We start from the raw sequence: 24,320 nt of genomic DNA, 5'->3' as shown, positions 1-24,320 counted from the left end.
TCCGAGGCGAGTACTAGGCTGTTGAACTATGGGAGCCCAGTCATCTGCCGCGCTAGAGGTTTCGTCCATCGCCGCTGACCACTCCGGTGTCACCGAGCTGTTCGCGGTGCTCGCCTACGGTGAGATTTCCGCGTTCTATCGGCTGGCCGAGGAGGCCAAGCTGTCCCCGACGCTGCGGGGCAAGGTCGCCGTCGCGAAGATGGCGGCCGCGGAGATGCGGCACTTCGAGACACTGGAGTCCGCGCTGGCCGAACGCGGCCTCGACATCTTCGACGCCATGGCGCCCTATGTGCGTGCGCTGGACGCCTACCACGACTCCACCGACCCCTCGACCTGGCTCGAGTCGATGGTGAAGTTCTACGTCGGCGACGGCATCGCCGCCGACTTCTACACCGAGATCGCAGGTGCCTTGACTCCCGAGGTCGCCGCCGTGGTCCGGGACGTACTCGCCGAAACCAGCCACTCCGAATTCGTGGTGGAGGAGGTGCGTCGCGCGGTCGCGACGAGCCGCTCCGAACGCGACCGGCTCACCCTCTGGGGTCGGCGACTGCTCGGCGAAGCCATCACCCAGGCGCAGTACGTGATGGCCCAGCGCGATGAACTCACCGAGCTCGTGCTGACCGCGACCGGCGATCTCAACGGCATCGCCGCGCTGTTCGAGCGCATGCAGGCCAGCCACGCCGAACGCATGGCCGTCCTCGGGATCTGACGCGGCTATTCGTTGACCGCGCGCTTGGACACCAGGCGCAGTTCCGGGACGCGGGCCTGGGCCTGATCGGTGAGCCAGACCATGATGCTCTGGTCGTGACCGGCTTCCAGTGTCTCGAAGGCGACCTTCAGGATGCCGTGCTCGGGGTGGTCGAAATCCAGCTCGGCGACGATGCGCTCGTGCAGCCGATGCGGCTGCCAGCGTCCCGCGAAATCCGGATGGTGATGGAGCGCGTCGATCACCTGGAGCAGTTGCTCGTCGCCGGGCCAGCGCAGCTTGGCCCGGCACAGCTCGGCCGAGAAGACGTCCGCGGCCTCCGACCAGTTCCGTATGACCTTTCTGGCCAGCGGATGCATGAAGGTGTACCAGGCCAGATTCACGTGGGTCGGATCGTCGAGCAGGCCGAGCGGTGTCGCGAGGTCTTCCCATGCCGGATTCCAGCCAAGCACGTTCAGCCGTCGGCCGACGACGAAGGCAGGGGTGGGATGCAATGCCCGCAGGATCGTTTGGATGCCGGGGCTGACGCTTTCCTGGGCGGAAGGGGCCTTGGGGCAACGCTCCTCGTTGCTGGAGGTCAAGGCGAGCCAGCCGAAGTGGTTGCGGTCCTTGCCTTCCAGCAGCAGCGCCTTGGCCAGCGCATCGATCACCGCCACCGAGGGATTGGTGTCTCTGCCCTGTTCCATCCTGGCCAGGTAATCGGCGCTGACTCCGGCGCGGACCGCGACCTCCTCGCGGCGTAGCCCCGGGGTGCGGCGCCGCCCGCCCTCGGGCATACCGACATCCGACGGCCGTAATTCGGCGCGGCGCGCGATGAGGAATTCCGCGAATCCGTTTCGTGCCATACGTCTATCGTGCCTTGTCCTGGGATGATTATCCGCGCCCTGTCAGGTCCAGGATAACGGCGGTCTGGCTACCAGACGGCGGCTCGACAATCGTCGAAGGCATGACAATTTCTTCCGAATCCAATACCGCCGCGGCCACATCGCTCACCACCGGTTCTTGGGCGCTCGACCCGCTGCATTCCTCGGTCGAATTCACCATCCGGCATCTCGGTATTTCCAAGGTCCGCGGTCGATTCGCCCGCTTCGAGACCGAGTTCGTCGTCGACGAATCCGGCGCCGCCACCATCGGCGCTGTTATCGATCTGAACTCCTTCGACACCGGCAACGCCGATCGGGACGCGCACGTCCGCAATGCGGATTTCCTCGATGTGGCCAACCGGCCGACGCTGTCGTTCCGTGCCACCGAGCCGGTCCGGATCGCGGAGTCCTTCGCGGTGGAAGGTGAGGCCACGCTGGGCGCCATCACCAAGCCGATCACCCTCGAGGTCGAATGGGGCGGGGTGCAGGACTTCGGTGCGACCGGCGATCGGCATGCCGGATTCTCGGCGACCGGCACCATCAAGCGCACCGATTTCGGTGTCGGCGGACCGCTGCCCGGCATGCTCAGCGACACGGTGAAGATCGAACTCGAAATCCAGCTGATCGAACCGAAGTAACCAGCGCGGCCCTGTTCGCTGAGAGCGCAGGCGGTCGTGTGTCTGCGCGATGTGGCCCTGCACTAGCCTTGATCGGACAGCGAAGAGCGCTCGGGTGGACGCAGGTCCGCACGCCGCACAGGACTCTAGGTTCGGAGGTTGGCCGTGGAGGTCAAGATCGGTATTTCGGATAGCCCGCGGGAGATCGTGATCAACAGCTCGCAGACTCCCGACGAGGTCGAGGCGCTGGTGTCCGGTGCGCTGAGCGGTGGCAGCGGCGTCGTGGCGCTGACCGATGAGAAGGGCCGCAAGTTCCTGATCCAGGCTGCCAAAGTCGCCTATGTCGAGATCGGCACGCCCACCGGCGGCCGGGTCGGTTTCGCCGCCGTCTGAGTTCATCCGCCGCGTGCGGATTGCAGGCAATACCAGCGAGTGCCGCAACCGTCGTCCTGACGGTTGCGGCACTCGCTGTTTCGAAACAATCAGCCGATGGGGTGCAGCGGTACGTGCGACAGACCACCCCAGGCCAGCTGGACTGTGGTGTCGACCGCCTCTTCCTTCGGAATGGGGCGGTCCGCCTCCAGCCAGTAACGGGCGGTGAACTGGCTGGTGCCGACCAGGCCGACGGCGAGGATCCTGGCGCGGTAGGGGTCCAACCCGGAATCATGTGCGACCAGGTCGAAGACCGCGTCGACACAGGCCTCGGTGGCCTGCTCGACCCGACGCTGCACCTGCGGCTCGCTGGTCAGGTCCGATTCGAAGACCAGTCGGAAGCCCTGCATTTCGTTGTCGACGAAGTCGAAGTACGCCTGCACCGCGGCGCGCACGCGCTGCCGGTTGTCGGTGGTCGAGCGCAGCGCCTGCCGGACACTCGACACCAGCATGTCGACGTAGTTCTGCAGCACCGCGAGGTAGAGTTCGAGTTTACTGGCGAAGTGCTGGTAGAGCACCGGTTTGCTGACTCCGGCGCACTGTGAGATCTCGTCCATGCCCGCGGCGTGATAGCCGCGTTGGACGAATACTTCGCTTGCCGCCGCGAGTAGCTGTAACCGTCGCTCGTCGCGTGGAAGCCGGGTACCACGTTTGGTCGGTGCCACGGCGTCGGACGACGATCTGCGGGACGTCATCCGGTCCACGAGGTCAGTCATTTCGGCTCTCCCAGTCGATGCCCCGGCAAGAGGGGGTGTACACCGGGTATCCCATGAACGATACCCGGTCACCGACCATATGCGGACCCGGGATGGCACTCCTGCCCGCTGGTGAGAAATGTCGCAGCAAACCGGGCCGTGTGGTGTGCCCGGCTTTCGGGCCTTGCGCGTTGTGAGAGTCTGGTGTGTGTGACCGACCGACCGGAAAGACCCGGCGGCGGGCGAAATGCGCACCGCCCCGCTGGCTCCGACGCGTCCGGTTCCGTAGGGTCTGGTCCCGTGGCCAGGTCTCCAACCGCCCGTGATCGAGGCGGGGTCGAGGTCTATGACCCGTCCGGTCTGCACCAACCCCCGGACCGATCCCACCAACCGTTGCGGGCCCGCTGGGATCCCACCGCACCTGACGAGGGCCGCCAGCGGCCACGGCCCGAACGCGACACCAAAAAGCAAAGTGCGCTGGGCAGATTCGTATCCACCTATGGTTGGCGCGCGTATGCGCTGCCGGTGCTGTTCGTAGTGACCGTGCTGGTGATCGTGGACGCGGTGCGCGGCGGACCGGACGCGGCAGGCGCCGCCGGTGGGGCGCCGGGATTCGGGCGGCTGAGCCCGCACGCGGCATCCGCGGGCATCATCGGCGCCCCACCCGGCGACGGCCACTTCCCGACCGATCTGCCCACCGGGGCACTGCCCGACGGTGGCGCCTTCACCGAGACCGGCACCGGAGCATGGCATGTGGTGCCGGGAACCACGGCGCAGGTCGGTACGGGCTCGGAGTTCAAGTTCAGCTACACCGTAGAGATCGAGGATGGTATCGACACCTCCGGGTTCGGCGGCGACCAGTCCGTCGCCAGGATGGTGGACACCACGCTGGCCAATCCGAAGAGCTGGGCGCACGACAGCAAGTTCGCCTTTCGACGCATCGATCAGGGCGAACCGGATTTCCGCATCTCGCTCACGTCGCGTGAATCCTCGCGCAAGGCATGCGGTTTCGACATTCCTATCGACTCGTCGTGCTTCAATTCCGACCGGCGCCGGGTGGTGCTTTCGGAGGTGCGCTGGGTGCGCGGCGCCATTGCCTACGAGGGCGACATCGGCTCCTACCGGCAGTACCAGATCAATCACGAGGTCGGCCACGCCATCGGCTACCACCAGCATCAGCCGTGCGAGACCGACGGCGGGCTCGCCCCGGTGATGATGCAGCAGACCTTCGGCATCAAGAACAACGACATCGCCGCGCTGGATCCCGACGGAGTGGTACCGATGGACGGCAAGCGATGTCGCTTCAACCCGTGGCCTTACCCCCGCGGTTAGAGCGGGTCGTGGGTACGGGACGATGGGGCGGGAAGAACGGTCCCGTCGCCGGTGTTGAGTAAGAGGAGTCGCGCCAGGAGCGCGGCTACCGCACTGCGATCGGCCAATTCGATTCGAGGAGTCCTGGACGTGTCATCACCTAAGTCCCTCCCGCCGCTTGTCGAGCCGGCCGCGGAGCTGACCAGGGACGAGGTCGCCCGCTACAGCCGCCACCTGATCATTCCGGATCTGGGTGTGGACGGGCAGAAACGGTTGAAGAACGCCAAGGTGCTGGTGATCGGCGCAGGTGGACTTGGTTCGCCCGCATTGCTGTATCTGGCGGCCGCGGGCGTCGGTACCCTCGGCATCGTCGAGTTCGACGAGGTCGACGCCTCCAACCTGCAACGACAGATCATCCACGGCGAGTCCGATATCGGCCGCCCGAAGGCCGACAGCGCGCGCGACTCGATCCTGGAGATCAATTCCGGCATCGACGTCCGGCTGCACAAGATTCGGCTGGAGCCGGAGAACGCGGTCGAGTTGTTCGCCGACTACGACTTGATCGTCGACGGCACCGACAATTTCGCCACCCGCTACCTGGTCAACGACGCGGCGGTGCTCGCGGGCAAGCCTTATGTATGGGGCTCTATCTATCGCTTCGAGGGTCAGGTCTCGGTGTTCTGGGAGGACGCACCGGACGGCCGCGGCATCAACTACCGCGATCTGTACCCGGAGGCCCCGCCGCCCGGCATGGTGCCCTCGTGCGCTGAGGGCGGTGTGCTCGGTGTGCTGTGCGCATCGATCGGTTCGGTCATGGTGACCGAGGCGATCAAGTTGATCACCGGCATCGGCGAACCGCTGCTCGGTCGGCTGATGGTGTACGACGCACTGGACATGAACTACCGGACCATCAAGCTGCGCCGCGACCCGGAGCGTCAGCCGATCACCGAGCTGATCGATTATGAGGCGTTCTGCGGTGTGGTGTCCGAGGAGGGCGTTGCCGCCGCCGCGGGCTCCACGATTACCGCGCGTGAATTGAAGGACCTCATCGACGCGGGCAAGGACATCGAGCTCATCGATGTGCGCGAGCCGGTCGAGTGGGACATCGTGCACATCGAGGGCGCCAAGCTGATCCCGAAAGACCGCATCCTCTCGGGTGACGCGCTCTCGGAACTGCCGCAAAACCGGCCGATCGTGCTGCACTGCAAGACCGGTGTCCGGTCCGCCGAGGCCCTCGCCGCACTCAAGCGCGCCGGTTTCGCCGACGCCACCCACCTGCAGGGCGGTGTCATCGCCTGGGCCAACCAGGTCGATCCCGCACTGCCGGTGTACTGACCCGCCTGCCTCGTCCCGCGTAAGCCGGGGCCCGCTACGGGTCCCGGCGTCGCTGGGATGGTGTTCGCCGCGGTCCGCGCCGATGGCGTCGGATCCTTCGGCGCGGCGTCCTTTATGGCGTAGATGCTGGGAGTACGGTACGGCCGTGACTTCTGTGGAACCCCCCGAGCACGTGCGCGCCACGTTCGGTCTGCGCGAAGTGACCCCGGTTTCGCTGGGAGACTGGGATGGCGGCTGGCGTCTCGGTGACGTAGTACTCAGTCCCGTTGCCGATCATGCCAGGGCCGCGTGGTCGGCGAAGGTGCGCGAGACGTTGAAGGTCGATGGGCTGCGCCTGGCCCGCCCGGTCCGCGCGACCGACGGCCGGTATGTCGTATCCGGTTGGCGCGCAGATACTTTCCTGGAGGGGATTCCCGAGCCGCGCCACGACGAGGTGGTCTCGGTTTCGCTGCGACTCCATCAGGCAACGGTGAAACTCGAGCGGCCCCGCTTCCTGGTGCAGCCGCCGGTGGCCCCGTGGGTGGACGTGGATGTGTTCGTCGCGGCCGACCGAGCCGCCTGGGAAGCGGTCCCGCTGCGCAGCCTGCGGTCAGGCGGCACGCCGCCGGCGACCTCGCCGGACGGTCTGCGCAGCATGGAGCTCATCGGTCAGCTGGCCACACTGCGCAAGCCGGTGCAGACACCGCCCCAATTGGTGCACGGTGACCTGTTCGGCACAGTTCTATTCGCCGGCAACTACACTCCCGGCCTCACCGACATCACTCCGTATTGGCGCCCGGCGCCCTGGGCGGCCGGTGTAATCGTGGTAGACGCGTTGGCGTGGGGTGGCGCCGACGACGGACTGTTACAGCGTTGGTCCGACCTTCCGGAGTGGCCGCAGATGTTGTTGCGCGCGGTCATGTTTCGGCTCGCCGTGCATGCGCTGCACCCGCGGTCGACCCCGGAGGCCTTTCCCGGCCTGGCGCGGACCGCGGACATGGTCCGCCTCCTGCTCTAGCGACTGTTGGTCGGCTGCTTCGAGGGTGTTCGGAGGGGCCTACTGTGGCCTGCGTCACGATTGCTCTATGCTCTGACGACCGCCTGCGCTCCGGCGGCTGCGTTCTGCTTCGACAACTGCCCTATCTCTTCGGCAGTTGCCCGCGTTCTGACGGTTGCAAACCTGGCTCGGCAGGCGTTGGTGTCAGGTTGGTTTTACCCTTACGGACGCCGCGCGAAAACCGTGGCGCCCGTGCTAATTTGGACGAAGTCGCCGGTCCGGTAATCCGTTGGGTTGCTTGATGTCTGCGACATGGGGTGAGGACGGCGGCAGGTGAGAATTCAGCCTCGGGCACAGATTTTGAACGTGTGGAAGACCTTGATCGCCACCTGCTATAAGGATGGCAAGTGGGAGTGGGGCGGCCGGGATGGCGCCAACTCGATCAGTGATGCGGAGCAGTTGCTGTGCCTGCTATATCCCGCCACCGAAATCAATGTCCTTGCCCTGGATCGTCCGGACGACATGGCGGAGGACGTCAAGGACACCCTCGAGGCGATGGGCGGCGCGACGCGGATCGGTGAGGTGGTTGTCCGCGTGCTCGAGGAGTACATCGCGAACCACACCGGTCTCGACGGCGAGCCCGAATTCGCCGCGGGAAGCTATCTTCGGGCGAACGGTGGACGCGAGCCCACCGAGAAACAACGTGAGATCGAAGTCGTCGACTCGTATTCGATGTCACTGACCCTCAGCATCGCGTCGCTGGGTTTTCTTCGCGTCTTCAGAGGGTTCGCGCAAGCACAGACCTACGACGAGGCCAAAGAACTCGTCGACCGGATCAACGTGGTCAGCGCGAAGATCAGTACCCGGCTGACAGCGGCGATGGTCGGCCTGCTTCGTAGTTTCGTGGTCAACACGGTGACGACGAAGTCGGACCCAGGCGAAACGATCATCAAGATGTTGAACCAGACCGGGCAGCCGCCGAAGGTGATGGCGGAGAACATTATCCGCGGTCTGGAACCGGTGCGCACCCAGCTGCGCGGCATCAAGCTCGCCATGGTGCCCGGCGCCGAGCTCGGGGCCGATGACATGTTGTTCGAGTGCGGTTGGACCTGGGGCATCGCCAAGGACGCGGACAGTATCGATTTCGTGCAGGCCAAGATCGCCGACCAGCCCGGCACCGCGGACCCGCGCCCGTATCTGTATTTCAGCGTCGTCGCGCTGGACGGCATCAACGACCTCACCTCGCAACGGACCCGGCAGTTGGACCTGCTGGACGAGAATCAACGCAGGCTGGCCGAGGCGCTGCAGACCCGTTGGCACCTCACCCAGCTCTACTGGTCCACGGTCGCCCGATTCGGCGCCGGCCGCTGGCCGCTGGAGGACATCCCCTGGCGAACCTCCGACGGTCAGGAATCCGACTACTACAGCCTCGTCGTTTCCGCTGTGCTGATCCAGGACCTGGTGAACCGCACCGCCAATGACGAGGATCTGACCAGAGCGGTGGAGATCTTCGACGAGCTGGCCCGGCGTGGCCGAATTACCCGACGCGTCACCAAGGACGATCCCGCGGTCGCCGTGCACGTTCCCGGCGTGCGGATGTCGCTGGTCGGTACCGAGGGCATCGGCGACGGTCCCCGGCTGTCCTGGATCGTCTCAGATTATGCGCCGGTGTTGCTCAAGCGAATTCTGCAGGCGGCTCGGTTGTCCGGCAATGTGACCGCCCGCGACCGTTTGATGGAACTCGCGAAATCGGTGATGGAGCACCTGGATTCACGGGTTATCCAGGAGGGACCCGCGGCCGGACTGTGGGACGATTCCGCGCGTGCGTTCGGTCTGACGGATACCTCGCCGTCACAGCCGTCGTGGTATCTGACCGAGCGAGTGATCGAGGGTCTCGTCACCGCCGACCGGACCTATCGTTCGCTGCCACTGCGCCCGGTGACACTGGTCGACGATGCGGTGGCGTTGCTCAACGAGGCCGAGCACCTGCTCAATCGTGAGTTGCTCGAGGTCAATGCCGCCGACTTCACGGCCAACCGCAGGGCACTTGCCAGAATCGAGCGTCATCTGGACCGGGCGCGACGGCTGATCGACGAAAGGCCAGGAACCGCGGTCGTTCTCACGATGCGAGCGCTGGACCAACTCGACGAGTTGGCGTATGCCGACCAGGATGCGATGAGGAGCAACTGACGCCATGCTCGTGTTCTCGACATCCGACAAAGGTGGCACCGGCCGGTCGGTGACCAGCTGCAATATCGCGTTTCGACTGTGTATGAGCGGAAAGAACGTCGCCTACCTGGATTTCGACTTCGGCTCACCGACCGCGGGAGCATTATTCGAGATCGGAGCCGTGGAGCGCGGCGTCTCCGATGGCGGCGGTCTGCACTCGTATCTGTTGAACGAGAACGAGACGACGACCAGGATCGATGTGCGCGCCAAGTCCGATCGGGTCGAATTGTGTCGCATGCCGACTCGTTCCGGAAAGCTCGTCCTGTTCCCCGGCGACGAGGGCGGTGCTGAATTCCCCACCACCGGCACAGCCATGGTCGAGCAGTGCGTGAAGCTCTTGTCGAAGGTGATGGATGAATTCCATGTCGTCATCGTGGATCTCAGCGCGGGACGTTCCGCGGCCGCGCAGCTTGTGCTGGAGGCGACAGCGCAACCGCAGTTGGCCGAGAAGACCGTCCGCTGGTTGATCTTCCATCGCTGGACGCGACAGCACATCATGGCGGCCAGCGCGCTGGTGCACGGGCCGAGTGGACTCCTGGAGTCCGGTGTCGGATATGGGCATGACGAGAAAACGCTGCACGAGTCGATTCGGTTTATCCGCACCGCGGTCCCCAATCCGTTCACCCAGCCGGGCAATGAGGAGTCCGCTCAGGCCAGATGGCTGCTGAAGCAGAACGCGGCGCTCAAGAAGCTGGCGTCCACCAAGAAATTGGGGCAGAGCACGCTGCTCGGGGAAACCCCGATGGAGCCGATGCTGCAGTGGCGCGAGCAAGTGATCCTCGATGCCGATGTCGACGCGAAGATCGCCAATCTCGAGACCACCACCGCTTTCGGTGAACTCGCCCGTCAGCTCACCGATGACGCCGTGTGGGAATCGTTCTGACCCACCCTTCGAGGAAGGATTTCGATCGCCAGTGGACACCGCTGCGGGCTACAGCGAGGCGACGGCAAGCGCGACGATCACGTCGGCGCCGCTTTCGCATCTGTCTATCGAGGTCGGCCATTTCTATATGCACGACCTCACCAATGGCGAGGATCGGATAAGAGCGCAGTTCAAGGAGGTCAAGAAGCGGCTCGACTCCAATATCGGTTACGCGAGGGACGAATTCGGTCAGAAGGCCAAGGTGAGCACCTGCTTTCTGATCGACGACTATTTCGGGCCCGATACCGACCCGGGCCAGATCATCGGGAAGCTGCTGAAAGCCGCCGACGAGATCGGGATGACGATCGACTATCTCGCCCGCGAGGAAGGCTGCTTCGAATCCCCGGTGTACCTGGATGGCGTCGCGACAGGGGCGCGGATCCCGCTGGCCGAGATGGTCGCTTCCTGGATCGTTCCCGAGCCGATTCTGCAAACGACAGGACGCAGGCCACCCACCGATGTCTCGGGCTGGCTGTGCAACGGTCGCCGATCCTCCGACTACGACACTGTCCAGGCAATGCGCAGCGGTGAATACCGCCCGCCCGAGGCGTACGGCCGCCGCGAGCATTCGATCTTCCTCGATACCCAACTGTGGGCCGCGCCGACCAAGAAGTCGAGGGTTCGCCCCGACGCGGACCGAGTGTGGGCCTGTCCCTTCTTGGCCTCGATCTGGCAATTGCTGCGCTTGGACCTGCTGCGCTACGACGGTGCGGTGGTGGCACAACCACAACTGTGGCCTATCTCCGACAGCTCGGGCTCCGATGATTTCAAATGGCCGAAGGCATGGCGTGATATGCCTGCCGTGGTGCAGTTGAACCCGGACGCCCATCCGTTCGCCGCCTACCGGGCAGTGTCGATTCTGCCGCGCAGTTACGTCAGCATCGAGCATTCGGTCGAGGTCATCCTCGGCCACCTCGAGATCGACGACGAGGTGATCGACTTGGCTGTGGAAAGCGGTATCAAGGACGGTGTCACGGTGCCGCGTCCGGTCACGCAACGGCTCGAGCACCTGTTCCTCCCGGAAACCTGGGCCGACCGCGCGACGACAGCCTGAGATGGCCGATGCGATGGTCTATCCGGAACGCACGCTGATCGTCCTCGGCGAAGTCCGCACCTGCTTGGTGCCGGCCTCCGGGGCGTTGAGTCGTGTCGAGGTTCGCAATCTGCTCGCGCTCAAGTCCGGCCGTCCGGTGCGGTCGTGGGAGCGGCCCATCTCGATGGCGATCTCGCCAACGATGTTGGTCGGCGTGGATTGTCTGCTGGCCACCGAGTCCGGCGCGAGGGCGCAGAGCAGAGGCACGGTGGCTACCAATGCGGTGGTGGTCGGCGGTCGGGTACTGCAGAGTTCGGTGCGTACGGCAGTTGTCCGCGCCGCCCAGCCACAGCGCGAGAAGTGGGAACACTATCTGCGCAGGGGTGGGGTGACCGAGGTGATCAACAAGATCAGCAGCGGTATCGGGACAGACCTGGCAAACGGTTTTCTGAACAAGCCGACGGGGCCCGACACGCTGGATCTCGGCTCGATCAGTGAACGGCTGTTGGCGAAGGTGCGGCTGGATCGTGGGTTGGATCAGCGATCGCCGCTGCTGGTCGGCTCGACTCGGCTGCGGTGGACAGCACGGCTCGGTGAGGTAGCGGCCCCACACGTCGAGTTCCGACTCGAAGACGACGAGATCCGCACGGTGCGGATCACTGTGGGTGAACTCGAGGATCTTGCTGTCGCCCAACAGTTTTGCGCCGACCTCGCAATTCACGACTGGCTGCTGACCGCTGTCGTCAACGCGGTCGAGGAGGCGGATCGATACGACACGGCGCGACAGGAGTCCGCGCGTGTGCTTGCCGCGGTCCTCGAGCACCTGGCACACCTCTGGATGCCGGGTGCGCATACGCCGACCCGGTTCCTCGGGCTGTGGGAGCAACTGGAAGTGCGGCCCGGGTTCACTCGTGATTGGGACAGTCGGGTCGGTCAGCTGCGCAACCGCCTTTCGGTGGCGACGTTGGCCGCGCTGCGTGAAGCCAAGGTGGCCACGACGAACTGGTAGCCGTCGGTGGCTGGTGTTCACAACCGGAACCAGCGTCGCACGAGCAGCGCGAAGAACACCGAGGTCGAGACCGTTCCTACGTACGCTTCGATCACCAGCAGGGTCTGGCCGACTCCACCGATCTCCTCGGCGTCGCCGACACCGACCGGATTGAGGAAATTCATCAAGCACAGGTAGAAGGTCGTCGGAACCTCCACGCCGGCAATGAGACTGATTGTGAGCGTGAACGCGATCAAAAGCACAGCCATCCAGGCGAGCAGTCGGAATGGCTGATATCCGTAGCCGCACAATAGATCCGAGATGTGGCCTCCGGTCCGGCGCCAGCTGGGTGGGAGGGCTTCGAACCGCGCGCGAGCCTGGGCGAGGCCACACCGGTCCGCATCGTCGTCGTCCTCGTTCTGTCGGTGCAGACCGCCTGCGCGCCGGAACGCGAGCGCCGCGTGGGCGGGCAGTCCGGTCGAGAGCAGGCAGTCACCGAGCCGCTCGTAGACCTCGGCGAGCATGGTGTTCTGGGTGCCACTGAGCCGCAGTGGGCCTCGGAACTCGACCTCGGCGGCAAGCAGCGCGGCCAGAAACTCGACGGGGATGGTGCCGTGTTCGGCGTCATCGGTATGCGGTTCGCGGGTGGCGGTGTAGAGATCGGCGAATACCAGGCTGTCGCCGCGGCGTCGAATACCGGGTGGTACGTAACTGGCGACGACGGTTTCGACATGCGTGTTGAAGGAGTCGAGCAGGCGTCCCTCGCGCGGCTGCCGGTGTCGGCCGTTGAGCCCAGCGAAGTGGCCGGTGATCTCGTCCGCGTACACAGCGGCGTGCCGATGGATCCGGGTGGTCATCGACGCGACGAAGGTTGATGACAGATCCGGTTGATCGGTCATAGTGAATCTCCCCCGGGAGTGACACGTCGGCAAGACGTTATTTCCACCATAGCAATGGAATTCGGCTATTGGTGGTGGCGGCGGCGGATTCCTTGAGCCACCGCTTGTCCTTCGGATCGGCGATCGGCGGGCCGACGGGCGCGCGCTGGATACGGTGCACGAGCACGTCGCGCGGTTCGCCTTCACCGAAATACCGCTGTTCGTGTCCGGCCCAAAGGAATCCCGCGTTCTTGTACAGATTGGCCGCGCGCTGATTGGTGGGTCGTACGGTGATGTAGACCCGGTCGACCAGGGCGGCGCGGCAAACCGATATGGCTTGTGCGAGTAGGGCTGTGCCGAATCCACGACGCTGGTATCCCGCCGCGACCGCCAGCCCGAGCACCCAGGCCCGCTGGGCGGCGTTGATGCCGACGAGCGCGTACCCGCGGACATGGCCGTCGACATCGGCCACTACCCAATGTGATCCGTGCAAGTCGAACAGTTGGCGCAGGATCACCAAGGAGCAGGCCAGATCCCCGAGCTGTTGCTTCTCCAACGCGGCGATGTCGGCAAGATCCTCCCGCGTCGCAGTCCGGTACACCGGCGTCTGCGACTTCTTGCTGATATTCAAATGCTCACCTCTGTCACCCCGATGTGAGTCTGGGATCCAGCGTAAAGCGTTGGCGCCGTGCGGGGGTCGAGACGCAGTAAAGCCGAACGCCACAGCGTGACGTTCGGCTTGTACTGCGGCGCTGGTGGTTACACGTTGGCGTAGGCCAGGGACGAGACACGACCGACGGCGAACGAGGACCGCAGGTAGAAGAACCAGGTGACGGCCGCCATGAAGAGGAACGCTCCGGAGTAGGTCCAGAACGCGGGGGCCATGCTGCCGAAGTTGATGTTGGACAAGCGAAGTGCCTGCTGCAGCAGGTAGCCGCCGGAGGCGCCGATCGCACCGATGACACCGATCGCCGCGCCTGCTTGGCGCTTCGACGAGGCCAGTGCGTCAGTGAGTTCCAGACCGTGCTCCGAGGCGTACTTCTTGGCCTCCGCGCTGAAGATGATCGGGATCATCCGATAGGTCGAGCCGTTGCCGATGCCGGTGAGCACGAACAGCAACAGGAACGCGAGCAGGTACAGCGGGAAGCTCTTCAGCTCCAGCGCGATCATGATGCACCCGGTGGCCACCGCCATGCCGCCGAACACCCACATGGTGATCTTCGCGCCGCCGACCTTGTCCGAGACCCAGCCGCCGAACGGGCGGCTGAACGAACCGACCAGCGCGCCGAGGAAGGCGAGGTTACCGAGCGTGGTGATCCAGCCGATCTTGGTGAGGTCGGGGAAGTTGGCCTTGATCAAAGTCGGGAAGGCGAAGGAGAACCCGATGAACGAACCGAAGGTGCCGATGTAGAGGAACGACATGATCCAGGTGTGCCGGTTGATCAACGCCAGTTTGTAGGACTTGCCGTCCGACTTGGCCGTGCTGATGCTGTCCATGTACCGCAGCGCGCCGAAGGTCGCGAACAGGATGAACGGCACCCAGACCAGCACAGCCATGGTCAGACCGAAGCGATAGCCGCCAGGATCTTTCGCCATGATGGTGGTGCCGAGGGTGATCACCAGCGGCAGGATCAGCTGGGTGTTGGCGACGCCGAGGTTGCCGCCCGCGGCATTGATGCCCAGCGCGGTGCCCTTCGCCTTCTCCGGGAAGAAGAACGAGATATTCGCCATTGACGAGGAGAAGTTGCCGCCACCGAAACCGGCCAGCGCGGCCAGGATGACGAACACCCACATCGGCGTACTCGGCTGGTTGATGAAGTACGCCAGGCCGAGGGTGGGGATCAACAGCATCGCCGCGCTGAACGCGGTGAAGGCCCGGCCGCCGAACTTCGGGATGGCGAAGGTGTACGGAATTCGCAGGATGGCGCCGACCAGGGTCGGGATCGAGGTCAGCAGCAGTGCGTTGCTCACCGAGGTCGGGTTGCCCTTGCCGAGCCCGGCCAGGAACGGGAAGCCGGCGTTTCCCATATTGGTGACGACGATGGCCCAGATGACCCAGACGCTGAAGCCGAGGTTCTCGGCGAACACGGAGAAGATCAGGTTCTTGCGAGCGGTGAGTTTGCCGCCCGATTCCCAGAATTTTTCATTGTCCGGCTCCCAGGTGTCCAGCCAGCGTCCACGCTTCTGGTGCTCGAAAGTTGTTGTGTCCGACTGCTGGCCGGTGGCAGCTACTGCGGCGGTCATCGGCTTCCTCTCGATTGGGCTCGGCTTGTTGCCCAGCTACGGTCGAGACAAAGGTAGAAGTCGGTTGTTGCGTGTGAATGGCCGTCGGTGACGTTCCAGGCAAATCCGACTCACATGGTGGGAAGACCGCCGGTGACCAGTTGGTTACCTACTGTTCAGGTTCGTCCCGGGCGGGGTACTCCGCGATGAGCGTGCCGAGGAAACAGCGCGCCGCCTGACCCGCTCGGTCGGCGTCGCCGTCGATGACGGCCTGCACCAACTCGTTGTGTTCCGCGTCGAAGGCGTCGTCGGATTTCTTGGTCCGCGCCCGGATCACCTGTTCGATAGTAGGCAATAGCGAATCGTAGAACTCGAGGTACACCGCGTTGTGGCTGGCGACCACGATCGCGCGGTGCAGTTCGACGTCGGCCTCGATGGCCGCCGCGTTCTGCTCGCTCCAGCGCTGTTGGTTGCGTTCCTCCAGCAGGCGCCGCAGGTTGGCGATGTCGGTGTCGTCGCGGCGGCGCGCGGCCAGCGCGGCGGCGGTGGAGTCGAGAGCCTGGCGTAGTTCCAGGACGTCACGTTCCTCCGCGTCGGCGAAGTACTTCGCGAGCGTGCCGCCGACCTCCGAGGCGGCGATCACATAGGTGCCGGAGCCTTGGCGGCGCTCCAGCATGCCCGCATGGACGAGCGCCTGCACCGCCTCACGCACGGTGTTCCTCCCGGTTCCGGTGAGCTCGGTGAGCTCCGGTTCGGTAGGGATGCGGGAGCCGATAGGCCAACGGCCGGAACGAATTTCGGCACGCAGCTGCTCGGTGACCTGAGCTATGAGGCTGGTGCGCCGGACTGGTTGCACCGGAACAGAGTACCGCCCATCACAAATGGTTGCCTCCTATCATCGGGTCATCCTATGATTTCGCGGTGACCGCAACCATCGAGGAGACAACAACTCGCCCGGTATCCGACCGGGTCGAGCGGCGTAGACGTGCACTGACCGAGGGCCGCCTGCTGGTCCTCGCGGCGATTGTCGTGTCCGCACTCACGCTCCGTGTTGCCGTCACCGCATTCAGTCCGCTTGCCGAGCGAATCGGCACGGACATCGGCTACACGACCGCCGTGATCGGTGTCTTCGGCATGATCCCGACCGCGATGTTCGCGGCGTCCGGGCTGCTGACATCGGTCTTCGTGCGCAGGTTCGGGCTCGAACGCACCGCCATGGTGGCCATGCTGATGGCCGGGCTCGGCATGCTGATCCGGGCCACCGTCGGCAGCACCGCGGCCTTGTTCGTCTTCTCCGCGCTGGCGCTGGGCGGCATGGGCATCGGCAATGTGGTGATCCCGCCGTTGGTGAAGCGGTACTTCCCGGATCGGCTGGCGGTGGTGAGCTCGTTGTACATCACCATGGTGCAGCTCGGCACGGTCGTGCCCGCGCTCACGGCGGTCCCGGTCGCCGAGGCACACGGCTGGCGGATCTCGCTCGGCCTGTGGGCTGTGCTCGGATTCGCCGCGGCACTGCCGTGGATCGGTGTGCTGCGCGATCGTCGCGGCCGGGATCGGGTGGACGTCACCGGTCTGGCTGCCGCCGCAGCGGAGTCCAAGGGCAAGGTGTGGCGTTCTCCGCTGGCGTGGGGGATGGCGGGAATGTTCGGTATGACCTCGCTGACCACCTACGCGATGTTCACCTGGTTGCCGAAGATCCTGGCCGAGGCGGGCGCGAGCGCCGCGTTCGGCGGGACCATGGTCGGGCTGTTCGCGCTCGTGGGTCTGGTGTCGGCATTCACCGCCCCGACCATCGTGGCGCGCTTCCGTAATCCGTTCCCGTTCGTGGTCGGCTGTGCGGCCTTCTTTTTCGTCGCGTTCGCCGGCCTGTTGATCGCGCCGATGAGCGTGCCGCTGCTGTGGGTCGTGCTGCTCGGCTTGGGGCCGAGCACGTTCCCGATGGCGCTCACGCTGATCAATATGCGCACCAGGACTCCGCAGGGTTCGGCTTCGCTGTCGGGCTTCACCCAGGGTGTCGGCTACGCGGTGGCCTGTGTGGGCCCGCTGCTGTTCGGCATGCTGCACACCGCGACCGACGGATGGCTGGCTCCGTTCGCGATGCTCTTCATCGCGGTGCTGGTGCTGCTGGCCGGCGCATGGCAGGCGTGCAAGCCGCGGATGCTCGAAGACACCTGGAAATAGGTGCTGGCGTTCATCGGGTGACACTATGCGGATTCGGTGGACATTGCGGAAGCGAATCCGAGCGTTCGAGTTGCGAGCCGGTGTTGGGTTGGGAATGCTGTGCATGTCACACCTCACCGGCCGGCAATCTCGAAATCGGCTGTTTGTGACCCGTGGAAACCGTTGTGTCACATCCCCGAAACATTCGGTAGGAACTCACCCACCGAATCGGGCAATCGTGAGCAACCGTTGATTTAACGGTCATTTCCCGCAGCATTTCGGCAATACCCGTTTCCTACGGTTGGGCTAACCGATTTGGGAGGCCCTTGTTGAGCACGCTGACGCGTAACCACAACATCGAGCATTGGGATGCCGAAGATGTCACGGCCTGGGAGGCCGGCGGTAAAGACGTCGCCAAGCGCAACCTGATCTGGTCGGTCGTCGCCGAGCACGTCGGGTTCTCGGTGTGGTCGATCTGGTCGGTGATGGTGCTGTTCATGCCCACCGACACCTTCGGCATCGATCCGGCCGGCAAGTTCTTCCTGGTCGCCGTGCCGACCTTGGTCGGCGCGATCCTGCGGATTCCCTACACCGTCGCCACGGCGCGGTTCGGCGGTCGCAACTGGACCATCTTCAGCGCGATGCTGCTGCTCATCCCGACGCTGCTCACGCTGTACTTCATCAACCAGCCCGGCACCTCGTACACGACCTTCCTGGTCGTCGCGGCCTTCGCCGGTTTCGGTGGTGGCAACTTCGCCTCCTCGATGACCAATATCAACGCCTTCTACCCGCAGCGACTCAAGGGCTGGGCCCTCGGCTTGAACGCGGGCGGCGGCAATATCGGTGTTCCGGTCATCCAGCTGATCGGCCTGCTGGTCATCGCCACTCTCGGCAACGACTACGCCTCGCTGATCTGCGCGATCTACCTGGTGCTCGTCGCGCTGGCAGGTGTCGGCGCCGCGCTGTACATGGACAACCTGAAGAACCAGAAGGCCGACCTTTCCTACATGATCACGGCGCTCAAGGTGCCGCAGTCGTGGGCGATCGCGTTCCTCTACATCGGCACCTTCGGTTCGTTCATCGGCTACAGCTTCGCCTTCGGGCAGGTGCTGCAGATCAGCTTCAAGGCCGGTGGCGATACCGGGGCGCAGGCCGCGTTGCACGCCGCGCAGATCGCGTTCATCGGACCGCTGCTCGGGTCGCTGGCGCGTCCCTATGGCGGCAAGTGGGCCGACAAGATCGGCGGTAGCCGGGTCACGCTGTACACCTTCGGTGCCATGACGGCGGCCGCGGTCCTGGTTGCCGTGGCGAGCACCGTCGGTGACCGCAACGGCGGTGTGCCGAGCGGTGCGGTGATGGTCGCGCTGGTCGCCGGTTTCATCGCACTGTTCATCGTGTCCGGCATCGGCAACGGATCGGTCACCAAGATCATCCCGTCGGTCTTCGCGGCCAAGTCCGAGAGCCTGGACGTGAGCCCGGCCTCCAAGGCCGCGTGGGCGCAGAACACCTCCGGCGCCCTCATCGGTTTCGTCGGCGCCATCGGCGCGCTCGGCGGTGTCGGCATCAACCTGGTGCTGCGCTCCTCCTACGCCTCGACCGCATCGGCAACCACCGCCTTCTGGGTCTTCATGTCCTTCTATGTGGCGTGCGCCGTGGTGACCTGGATGGTCTTCCTGCGCCGCCCGAGCATGCGGTCGGTGCCCGCCGACACGAGCCTCGACTCCGAGGTCGTTGTCGAGGCCGAGGCACTCGTCCTCGAGGCCGAGGCAGCCGACTCGATCAGCACCACGTCCCAGTCCGCCAGCACGTCGGCCCGAGCCTGACGCCGAAATTCCAACGGAGGACAGTCATGAACTCGACAGTCGAACCCACCCTGCGCAAGACAGCAGTGGTCGTCGGCCACGGCATGGTCGGGCACCGGTTCGTGGAGGCACTGCGGTCCAGGGACGAGGCAGGCCAGTGGCATGTCGTCATCCTCAGCGAGGAGCAGCTGCCCGCCTACGACCGCGTCGGTCTGTCCTCTTATGTCGGTGTATGGGATTCCAGCGCGCTCGCGCTGCCCGGTAACGATTACGCGGGCGACGACCTGGTCGAGTTGCGGCTCGGTCAGCGCGCGGAGGCCATCGACCGGGAAGCCCGCAAGGTCACCACCTCCGCGGGCGACACCATCGCTTACGACGCGCTGGTGCTGGCCACCGGTTCGTACGCGTTCGTGCCGCCGGTGCCCGGCCACGATCTGCCGGAGTGCTTCGTCTACCGCACCCTCGACGACCTGGACGGTATCCGGGCGACCGCGACAGCGGCCGGCCCCGGCGCGGTCGGTGTGGTGGTCGGCGGCGGTCTGCTCGGTCTGGAGGCGGCCAACGCGCTGCGCTTGCTCGGGATGACTCCGCACGTGGTCGAGTACAACGCCCGCCTGATGCCCGCACAGGTCGACGAGGGTGGTGGCGCCATCCTGGAGCGCCTGGTCACCGATCTCGGCCTGGAAGTGCACACGGGCGTCGGCACCTCGTCGATCGAGGCCGAGGTGGACGGCACACCGAGCAGGCGGTTGAAGGTCACCCTCTCCGACGAGACGGTGATCGACGCGGCAATGGTGGTGTTCTCCGCCGGTGTCCGCCCGCGCGACCAGATTGCCCGTGACTCCGGCATCGAGGTCGGTCCGCGTGGCGGCATCATCACCGACCTCGGCCTGCGGACCTCGGACCCGAACATCTACGCGGTCGGCGAATGTGCCGCCGTCGAGGGCACCTGCTACGGCCTGGTCGCACCCGGCTACACCACCGCGGAGATCGTCGCGGACCGATTGCTCGGTGGCGCAGGCGAATTCCCCGGTGCGGATATGTCGACCAAGCTCAAGCTGCTCGGTGTCGATGTGGCCAGCTTCGGTGACGCGCACGGCACCACCGAGGGCGCGCTCTCGGTGGTACTGCACGACGCTGCCAAGGGCACCTACGCAAAACTCGTTGTCTCCGATGACGCCAAGATCCTGCTCGGTGGAATCCTGGTCGGCGACGCCACCGCCTACGCGTCGCTGCGTCCGCTGGTCGGCCGCCCACTGCCTGCCGAACCCGCGGCGTTGATCTCCCCGGCGGGTGCCGAACTCGGCGCCGACGCGTTGCCCGACGACGCCCAGATCTGTTCCTGCAATAACGTTTCCAAGGGCGCGATCTGCGGAGCCATCGAAGAGGGCGCCTGCGACATCGCGGGCATCAAGAAGTGCACCTCCGCCGGAACCTCTTGCGGCGGTTGCGTTCCCATGCTCAAGAAGCTGCTGGAGCAGTCCGGCGTCGAGATGTCCAAGGCGCTGTGCGAGCACTTCACCCAGTCGCGCGCCGAGCTGTTCCAGATCGTCCAGGTCACAGGTATCCGTACCTTCTCCGGCCTGATTGCCAAGCACGGCAAGGGCACCGGCTGCGACATTTGCAAGCCGACGGTCGCCTCCATCCTGGCCTCCACCTCGAGCGAGCACATCCTCGACGGCGAGCAGGCCGCGCTCCAGGACACCAACGACCACTTCCTGGCCAACATGCAGAAGAACGGCACCTACTCGGTCGTGCCGCGGATGCCCGGCGGCGAGGTCACCGCCGAGCAGCTGATCACCATCGGTGAGGTGGCCAAGGAATTCGGCCTCTACGTCAAGGTCACCGGTGGCCAGCGCATCGACCTGTTCGGCGCCCGCGTCGAACAGCTGCCGCTGATCTGGAAGCGCCTCGTCGATGTCGGAATGGAATCCGGCCACGCCTACGGCAAGTCGCTGCGGACCGTGAAGAGCTGTGTCGGCTCAACCTGGTGCCGCTACGGGCAGCAGGATTCGGTCGGCATGGCAGTCCTGCTGGAAAAGCGCTACCGCGGGCTGCGTTCGCCGCACAAACTGAAGCTGGCCGTTTCGGGTTGTGCCCGTGAGTGTGCCGAAGCGCGCGGCAAGGATGTCGGCGTCATCGCCACCGAGCACGGCTGGAACCTGTATGTCGGTGGCAACGGCGGGCTGGTGCCGAAGCACGCGGTGCTGCTGGCAGGCGACCTCGACGACGAGACGCTGATCCGATACATCGACAGATATCTGATGTTCTACATCCGCACCGCCGATCGGCTGCAGCGCACCGCGCCGTGGCAGGAAGCCCTCGAGGGCGGCATCGACTACCTCAAGCAGGTCGTCTGCGAGGACAGCCTCGGCATCGCCGACGATCTGGAGACCGCGATGGCCCAGCATGTCGCTGGTTACCGCGACGAGTGGGCCGCAGTGCTCGACGACGAGGAGAAGCTGTCGCGGTTTGTGTCCTTCGTCAACGCTCCGGATGAGTCCGATCCGACCATTTCGTTCGACGACAGCGGGGAACGCAAGGTTCCGGTGCTGCTCGGGATGCCGGAAATTCCGGTTGCCTCGAGCGGGCAATGACCGCGTAACCCCCTAGAAACAGGACGCCGGTACCAATGGGTAAGGCGTTTGGAGGATGACACCGATGACCGTGATCGATACCACCGGCATTGCCGCAGCTACCACCGTCGGGTGGACCCAGGCTTGCGGGCTCGACTACTTGATTCCCGGCCGCGGCGTTGCGGTATTGCTGAAGGGTGGCCGGCAGGCTGCTCTGTTCCTGCTATCGGACGGCACGTTCCACGCCGTCGGCAATATCGACCCGATCGGCCGGGCGGCAGTGATGTCGCGTGGGATCGTCGGTGATCGCGGCGGCGTCCCCGTTGTGGCCTCACCACTGCTGAAGCAGGCGTTCTCGTTGCTCGACGGGCATTGCCTCGATGACGATTCGGCAGCGCTGCCGGTGTACGCGGTGCGCGTCTACGACGGCATCGTTTCGGTTTCCAACGAGCCGGTCGCCACCGAGCTCGACTCCTCCGCGGACGGTGGATCGGCATGACAACAATCGATGCGGGCGCCTGCCTGGCTGGATTCACGGTCGGCATCACGGCGGCCAGGCGAGCGGAAGAGTTCGCCACGCTGCTGGTACGAAGGGGCGCCTGCGTCGTCTCTGCCCCGGCTATTCGAATCATCCCGCTCGCCGACGACACCGAGTTGGAGCGGGTAACTCGCCTGCTCGTCGCGCAACCGCCACAGATTACGGTGGCCACCACCGGAATCGGCTTCCGAGGCTGGATGGAGGCGGCCGAGGGGTGGGGGATCGCCGAAGACCTGCGCACTACGTTGGCCTCTACCCGGATGCTTGCGCGCGGGCCGAAAGCCAAGGGAGCCATCCGCGCCGCGGAACTGCGCGAGGAGTGGTCGCCCGCTTCGGAGTCCTCCGCCGAAGTGCTCGACCATCTGCTCGCCGAGGGCGTCGAGGGTGTGCGGATCGCGGTCCAATTGCACGGCGCCACGACCGAATGGGAGCCGGTTCCCGACTTCTGTGAGGTATTGCGGTGCGCGGGCGCGGATGTCGTTCCCGTCCCGGTGTATCGCTGGATCCCGCCGGAGGATCAGGGTCCGATGGACAACCTGATCGAGGCCATCGTCACCGGAAGCCTGGACTGCGTGACCTTCACCAGCGCGCCCGCAGTGGCGTCATTGCTGATGCGCGCCAAGGAAACCGGGCTGCTGGAGGGTGTGCTGCACGCATTGCGGGGCCGGGTGCTGCCTGCTTGCGTCGGGCCGATCACCGCGGCGCCATTGGAAGAACTCGGCGTGTCCACCTCGATGCCGGGGCGGGCGCGGTTGGGTGCGTTGGCTCGACATGTCGCCGAGGAACTTCCGCGGCGCGCCAACCGGATTCAGGCTGCCGGCCACCACATCAGCGTGCGCGGCGCCTGTGTCGTGGTCGACGGGACGGTGCGACAGCTGGCCCCCGCGCCGATGGCACTGATGCGGTCGCTGGCTCGCCAGCCAGGCCGGGTCGTGTCCCGAGAGGACTTGCTCGCCGCGCTGCCCGGTGGCGGTGACGATACGCATGCCGTCGAGACCGCGATCGCCAGGTTGCGCGCCGGGCTCGGCACGCCGAAGGCGATTCAGACGGTGGTCAAACGCGGCTACCGGCTGGCGCTGGACGCCGCCGAATGCACCGACTACCCACGGCCTGTCGGCCCGGTGTCCGGTATCGGCACCCCGGCCCCGGCCCCGGCCCCGGCCCCGCGATACGCACAGATCGCGGGGAATTGGTGACGGCTCCGGCCCTGGTCTTGGTGGCACACGGCACCAGGAGCACCAGGGGCGTGCAGATGATCGCCGCGCTGGCGGAGGCGGTGGCTCGGGAGCTCGGCGCCGCGGTTTCGGGGCGTGGCGCCGGTTCTCTCGAGGCGGTGACTTCGGTCGACGCGGATAGTTCCATGGTGGATGCGCTGGAGCAGCCCTGGGTACGTACCGCATTCGTGGACGTGCTCGGTCCGTCGCCGTCGGAGGTACTACGCGACCTGACCGATGCGGCGGGGGAGTCGGTTCCCGCCGTGGTGGTTCCGGCGTTCCTCGCCTCCGGTTATCACGTGTACCAGGACGTGCCTCGTGAGGTGGCCCAGAGCGCGCACCCGGCCGTTGCGGTCACTTCGGCCATGGGTCCCGATCCGGCGCTTGCCCGGATCATGGCGATGCGCCTGCGTTCCGCGGGCTGGCGGCCCGGTGACGCCGTGGTATTCGCTGCTGCGGGCTCCTCGGATGCCCGTGCCCGCCAGGATGTTCGGCGTGCCGCCGCCATGCTCGCCGAGCATCTCGGGGCGCCGGTCCGCATCGGCTACGTCGCCACCGGAGCGCCCCGGGTTCCGGAAGTCGTCGGCTCGCTGCGTGACTCGGGTGCCGAGCGCGTGTTCATCGCGTCCTACCTACTGGCGCACGGTCTGTTTCAGCAGCGCCTGCACGAGGCGGGCGCCGATGGTGTCGCCGAGCCGATCGGCGTCCATCCCGCGGTCGTTCGTCTGATCGCGGACCGCTACCGCACCGCCGCACGCGAATTGGTGCGGGTTTAGCCGACTGCGCCTGCTCGCGGCCCCGCAGTGGCCGTCCGGCGACGAC

At 65.5% G+C, this 24,320-nt stretch carries 22 protein-coding genes; 16 read left to right on the top strand and 6 right to left on the bottom strand.

Features of this window, described 5'->3' with window-relative positions:
• The first annotated feature begins 28 nt into the window (after nt 1–28).
• Nucleotides 29–709, top strand: a complete 681-nt coding sequence (locus ACFQZZ_RS20030; RefSeq protein WP_378682705.1) for a ferritin-like fold-containing protein — start codon at nt 29–31, stop codon at nt 707–709.
• Between the two features lie 5 nt (nt 710–714).
• Here ACFQZZ_RS20030 and ACFQZZ_RS20025 read toward each other — a convergent pair whose 3' ends face one another.
• Nucleotides 715–1,551, bottom strand: a complete 837-nt coding sequence (locus ACFQZZ_RS20025; RefSeq protein WP_378682702.1) for a helix-turn-helix transcriptional regulator — start codon at nt 1,549–1,551, stop codon at nt 715–717.
• A 101-nt stretch (nt 1,552–1,652) separates the two neighbouring features.
• On the opposite strand from ACFQZZ_RS20025, the gene ACFQZZ_RS20020 reads away from it, so the two are divergent.
• Together ACFQZZ_RS20020 and ACFQZZ_RS20015 are read left to right on the top strand one after the other, a co-directional pair.
• Nucleotides 1,653–2,207 carry a YceI family protein gene (locus ACFQZZ_RS20020; protein WP_378682699.1) on the top strand — a complete coding sequence of 185 codons (555 nt, stop codon included), beginning with the start codon at nt 1,653–1,655 and terminating at the stop codon, nt 2,205–2,207.
• A gap of 144 nt (nt 2,208–2,351) precedes the next feature.
• Nucleotides 2,352–2,579, top strand: coding sequence for a DUF3107 domain-containing protein (locus tag ACFQZZ_RS20015; RefSeq protein ID WP_378682696.1), 228 nt, complete (start codon nt 2,352–2,354; stop codon nt 2,577–2,579).
• An 89-nt stretch (nt 2,580–2,668) separates the two neighbouring features.
• On the opposite strand, the gene ACFQZZ_RS20010 is transcribed toward ACFQZZ_RS20015, so the two are convergent.
• Complete coding sequence (locus ACFQZZ_RS20010; RefSeq protein WP_378682693.1) at nt 2,669–3,334, bottom strand: TetR/AcrR family transcriptional regulator; 666 nt, start codon at nt 3,332–3,334, stop codon at nt 2,669–2,671.
• Nucleotides 3,335–3,613: 279 nt separating this feature from the next.
• Between ACFQZZ_RS20010 and ACFQZZ_RS20005 the strand changes: the two genes are divergently transcribed.
• The 7 genes from ACFQZZ_RS20005 to ACFQZZ_RS19975 all read left to right on the top strand — a co-directional run bounded on the left by ACFQZZ_RS20005 (nt 3,614) and on the right by ACFQZZ_RS19975 (nt 12,128).
• Complete coding sequence (locus tag ACFQZZ_RS20005) at nt 3,614–4,645, top strand: DUF3152 domain-containing protein (protein WP_378682690.1); 1,032 nt, start codon at nt 3,614–3,616, stop codon at nt 4,643–4,645.
• A gap of 129 nt (nt 4,646–4,774) precedes the next feature.
• Complete coding sequence (gene moeZ / locus ACFQZZ_RS20000; RefSeq protein WP_378682687.1) at nt 4,775–5,959, top strand: adenylyltransferase/sulfurtransferase MoeZ; 1,185 nt, start codon at nt 4,775–4,777, stop codon at nt 5,957–5,959.
• A 145-nt stretch (nt 5,960–6,104) separates the two neighbouring features.
• A complete protein-coding gene (locus ACFQZZ_RS19995; protein ID WP_378682684.1) occupies nt 6,105–6,956 on the top strand; it encodes a TIGR02569 family protein in 852 nt (283 codons plus the stop codon).
• 312 nt (nt 6,957–7,268) lie between these two features.
• The gene (locus ACFQZZ_RS19990) at nt 7,269–9,125 is read left to right on the top strand and encodes an SCO2524 family protein (protein ID WP_378682682.1); all 1,857 of its coding nucleotides are present in this window, start codon (nt 7,269–7,271) and stop codon (nt 9,123–9,125) included.
• Nucleotides 9,126–9,129: 4 nt separating this feature from the next.
• Complete coding sequence (locus ACFQZZ_RS19985) at nt 9,130–10,047, top strand: SCO2523 family variant P-loop protein (protein WP_378682680.1); 918 nt, start codon at nt 9,130–9,132, stop codon at nt 10,045–10,047.
• A 31-nt stretch (nt 10,048–10,078) separates the two neighbouring features.
• Complete coding sequence (locus ACFQZZ_RS19980; protein WP_378682677.1) at nt 10,079–11,140, top strand: SCO2522 family protein; 1,062 nt, start codon at nt 10,079–10,081, stop codon at nt 11,138–11,140.
• A gap of 1 nt (nt 11,141) precedes the next feature.
• Nucleotides 11,142–12,128, top strand: a complete 987-nt coding sequence (locus ACFQZZ_RS19975) for an SCO2521 family protein (protein ID WP_378682675.1) — start codon at nt 11,142–11,144, stop codon at nt 12,126–12,128.
• A 17-nt stretch (nt 12,129–12,145) separates the two neighbouring features.
• Here the strand turns inward: ACFQZZ_RS19975 and ACFQZZ_RS19970 are convergent, their stop codons facing one another.
• The 4 genes from ACFQZZ_RS19970 to ACFQZZ_RS19955 all read right to left on the bottom strand — a co-directional run bounded on the left by ACFQZZ_RS19970 (nt 12,146) and on the right by ACFQZZ_RS19955 (nt 16,064).
• Nucleotides 12,146–13,006, bottom strand: coding sequence for a hypothetical protein (locus tag ACFQZZ_RS19970; protein ID WP_378682672.1), 861 nt, complete (start codon nt 13,004–13,006; stop codon nt 12,146–12,148).
• A gap of 37 nt (nt 13,007–13,043) precedes the next feature.
• The gene (locus ACFQZZ_RS19965; protein WP_378682670.1) at nt 13,044–13,616 is read right to left on the bottom strand and encodes a GNAT family N-acetyltransferase; all 573 of its coding nucleotides are present in this window, start codon (nt 13,614–13,616) and stop codon (nt 13,044–13,046) included.
• Nucleotides 13,617–13,744: 128 nt separating this feature from the next.
• The gene (locus ACFQZZ_RS19960) at nt 13,745–15,229 is read right to left on the bottom strand and encodes an MFS transporter (protein ID WP_378682667.1); all 1,485 of its coding nucleotides are present in this window, start codon (nt 15,227–15,229) and stop codon (nt 13,745–13,747) included.
• A 148-nt stretch (nt 15,230–15,377) separates the two neighbouring features.
• A complete protein-coding gene (locus ACFQZZ_RS19955; RefSeq protein ID WP_378682664.1) occupies nt 15,378–16,064 on the bottom strand; it encodes a FadR/GntR family transcriptional regulator in 687 nt (228 codons plus the stop codon).
• Nucleotides 16,065–16,129: 65 nt separating this feature from the next.
• Between ACFQZZ_RS19955 and ACFQZZ_RS19950 the strand changes: the two genes are divergently transcribed.
• From ACFQZZ_RS19950 to ACFQZZ_RS19925, 6 genes are all read left to right on the top strand, one after another.
• On the top strand, nt 16,130–17,389 hold the full coding sequence (locus ACFQZZ_RS19950; RefSeq protein ID WP_378682662.1) for an MFS transporter: 1,260 nt from the start codon (nt 16,130–16,132) through the stop codon (nt 17,387–17,389).
• Between the two features lie 305 nt (nt 17,390–17,694).
• Nucleotides 17,695–19,191, top strand: coding sequence for a nitrate/nitrite transporter (locus ACFQZZ_RS19945; RefSeq protein WP_378682659.1), 1,497 nt, complete (start codon nt 17,695–17,697; stop codon nt 19,189–19,191).
• A gap of 26 nt (nt 19,192–19,217) precedes the next feature.
• Nucleotides 19,218–21,767, top strand: a complete 2,550-nt coding sequence (gene nirB / locus ACFQZZ_RS19940; protein ID WP_378682656.1) for a nitrite reductase large subunit NirB — start codon at nt 19,218–19,220, stop codon at nt 21,765–21,767.
• A gap of 64 nt (nt 21,768–21,831) precedes the next feature.
• A complete protein-coding gene (nirD, locus tag ACFQZZ_RS19935; protein WP_378682653.1) occupies nt 21,832–22,245 on the top strand; it encodes a nitrite reductase small subunit NirD in 414 nt (137 codons plus the stop codon).
• The gene (locus ACFQZZ_RS19930; RefSeq protein WP_378682650.1) at nt 22,242–23,480 is read left to right on the top strand and encodes a uroporphyrinogen-III synthase; all 1,239 of its coding nucleotides are present in this window, start codon (nt 22,242–22,244) and stop codon (nt 23,478–23,480) included. Before nirD ends, ACFQZZ_RS19930 begins: the two co-directional genes overlap by 4 nt.
• Entirely contained in the window at nt 23,477–24,274 is a 798-nt protein-coding gene (locus ACFQZZ_RS19925; protein WP_378682647.1) for a sirohydrochlorin chelatase, read from the top strand. The genes ACFQZZ_RS19930 and ACFQZZ_RS19925 overlap by 4 nt, the downstream gene beginning before the upstream one ends.
• Nucleotides 24,275–24,320 lie beyond the last annotated feature (46 nt).

This window comes from Nocardia sp. GCM10030253 (assembly GCF_042675075.1).
In the GTDB taxonomy this organism is placed as follows: domain Bacteria; phylum Actinomycetota; class Actinomycetes; order Mycobacteriales; family Mycobacteriaceae; genus Nocardia.
Note: the sequence above shows the minus strand (reverse complement) of the source record. Positions and strands in the feature narration are given on the sequence as shown.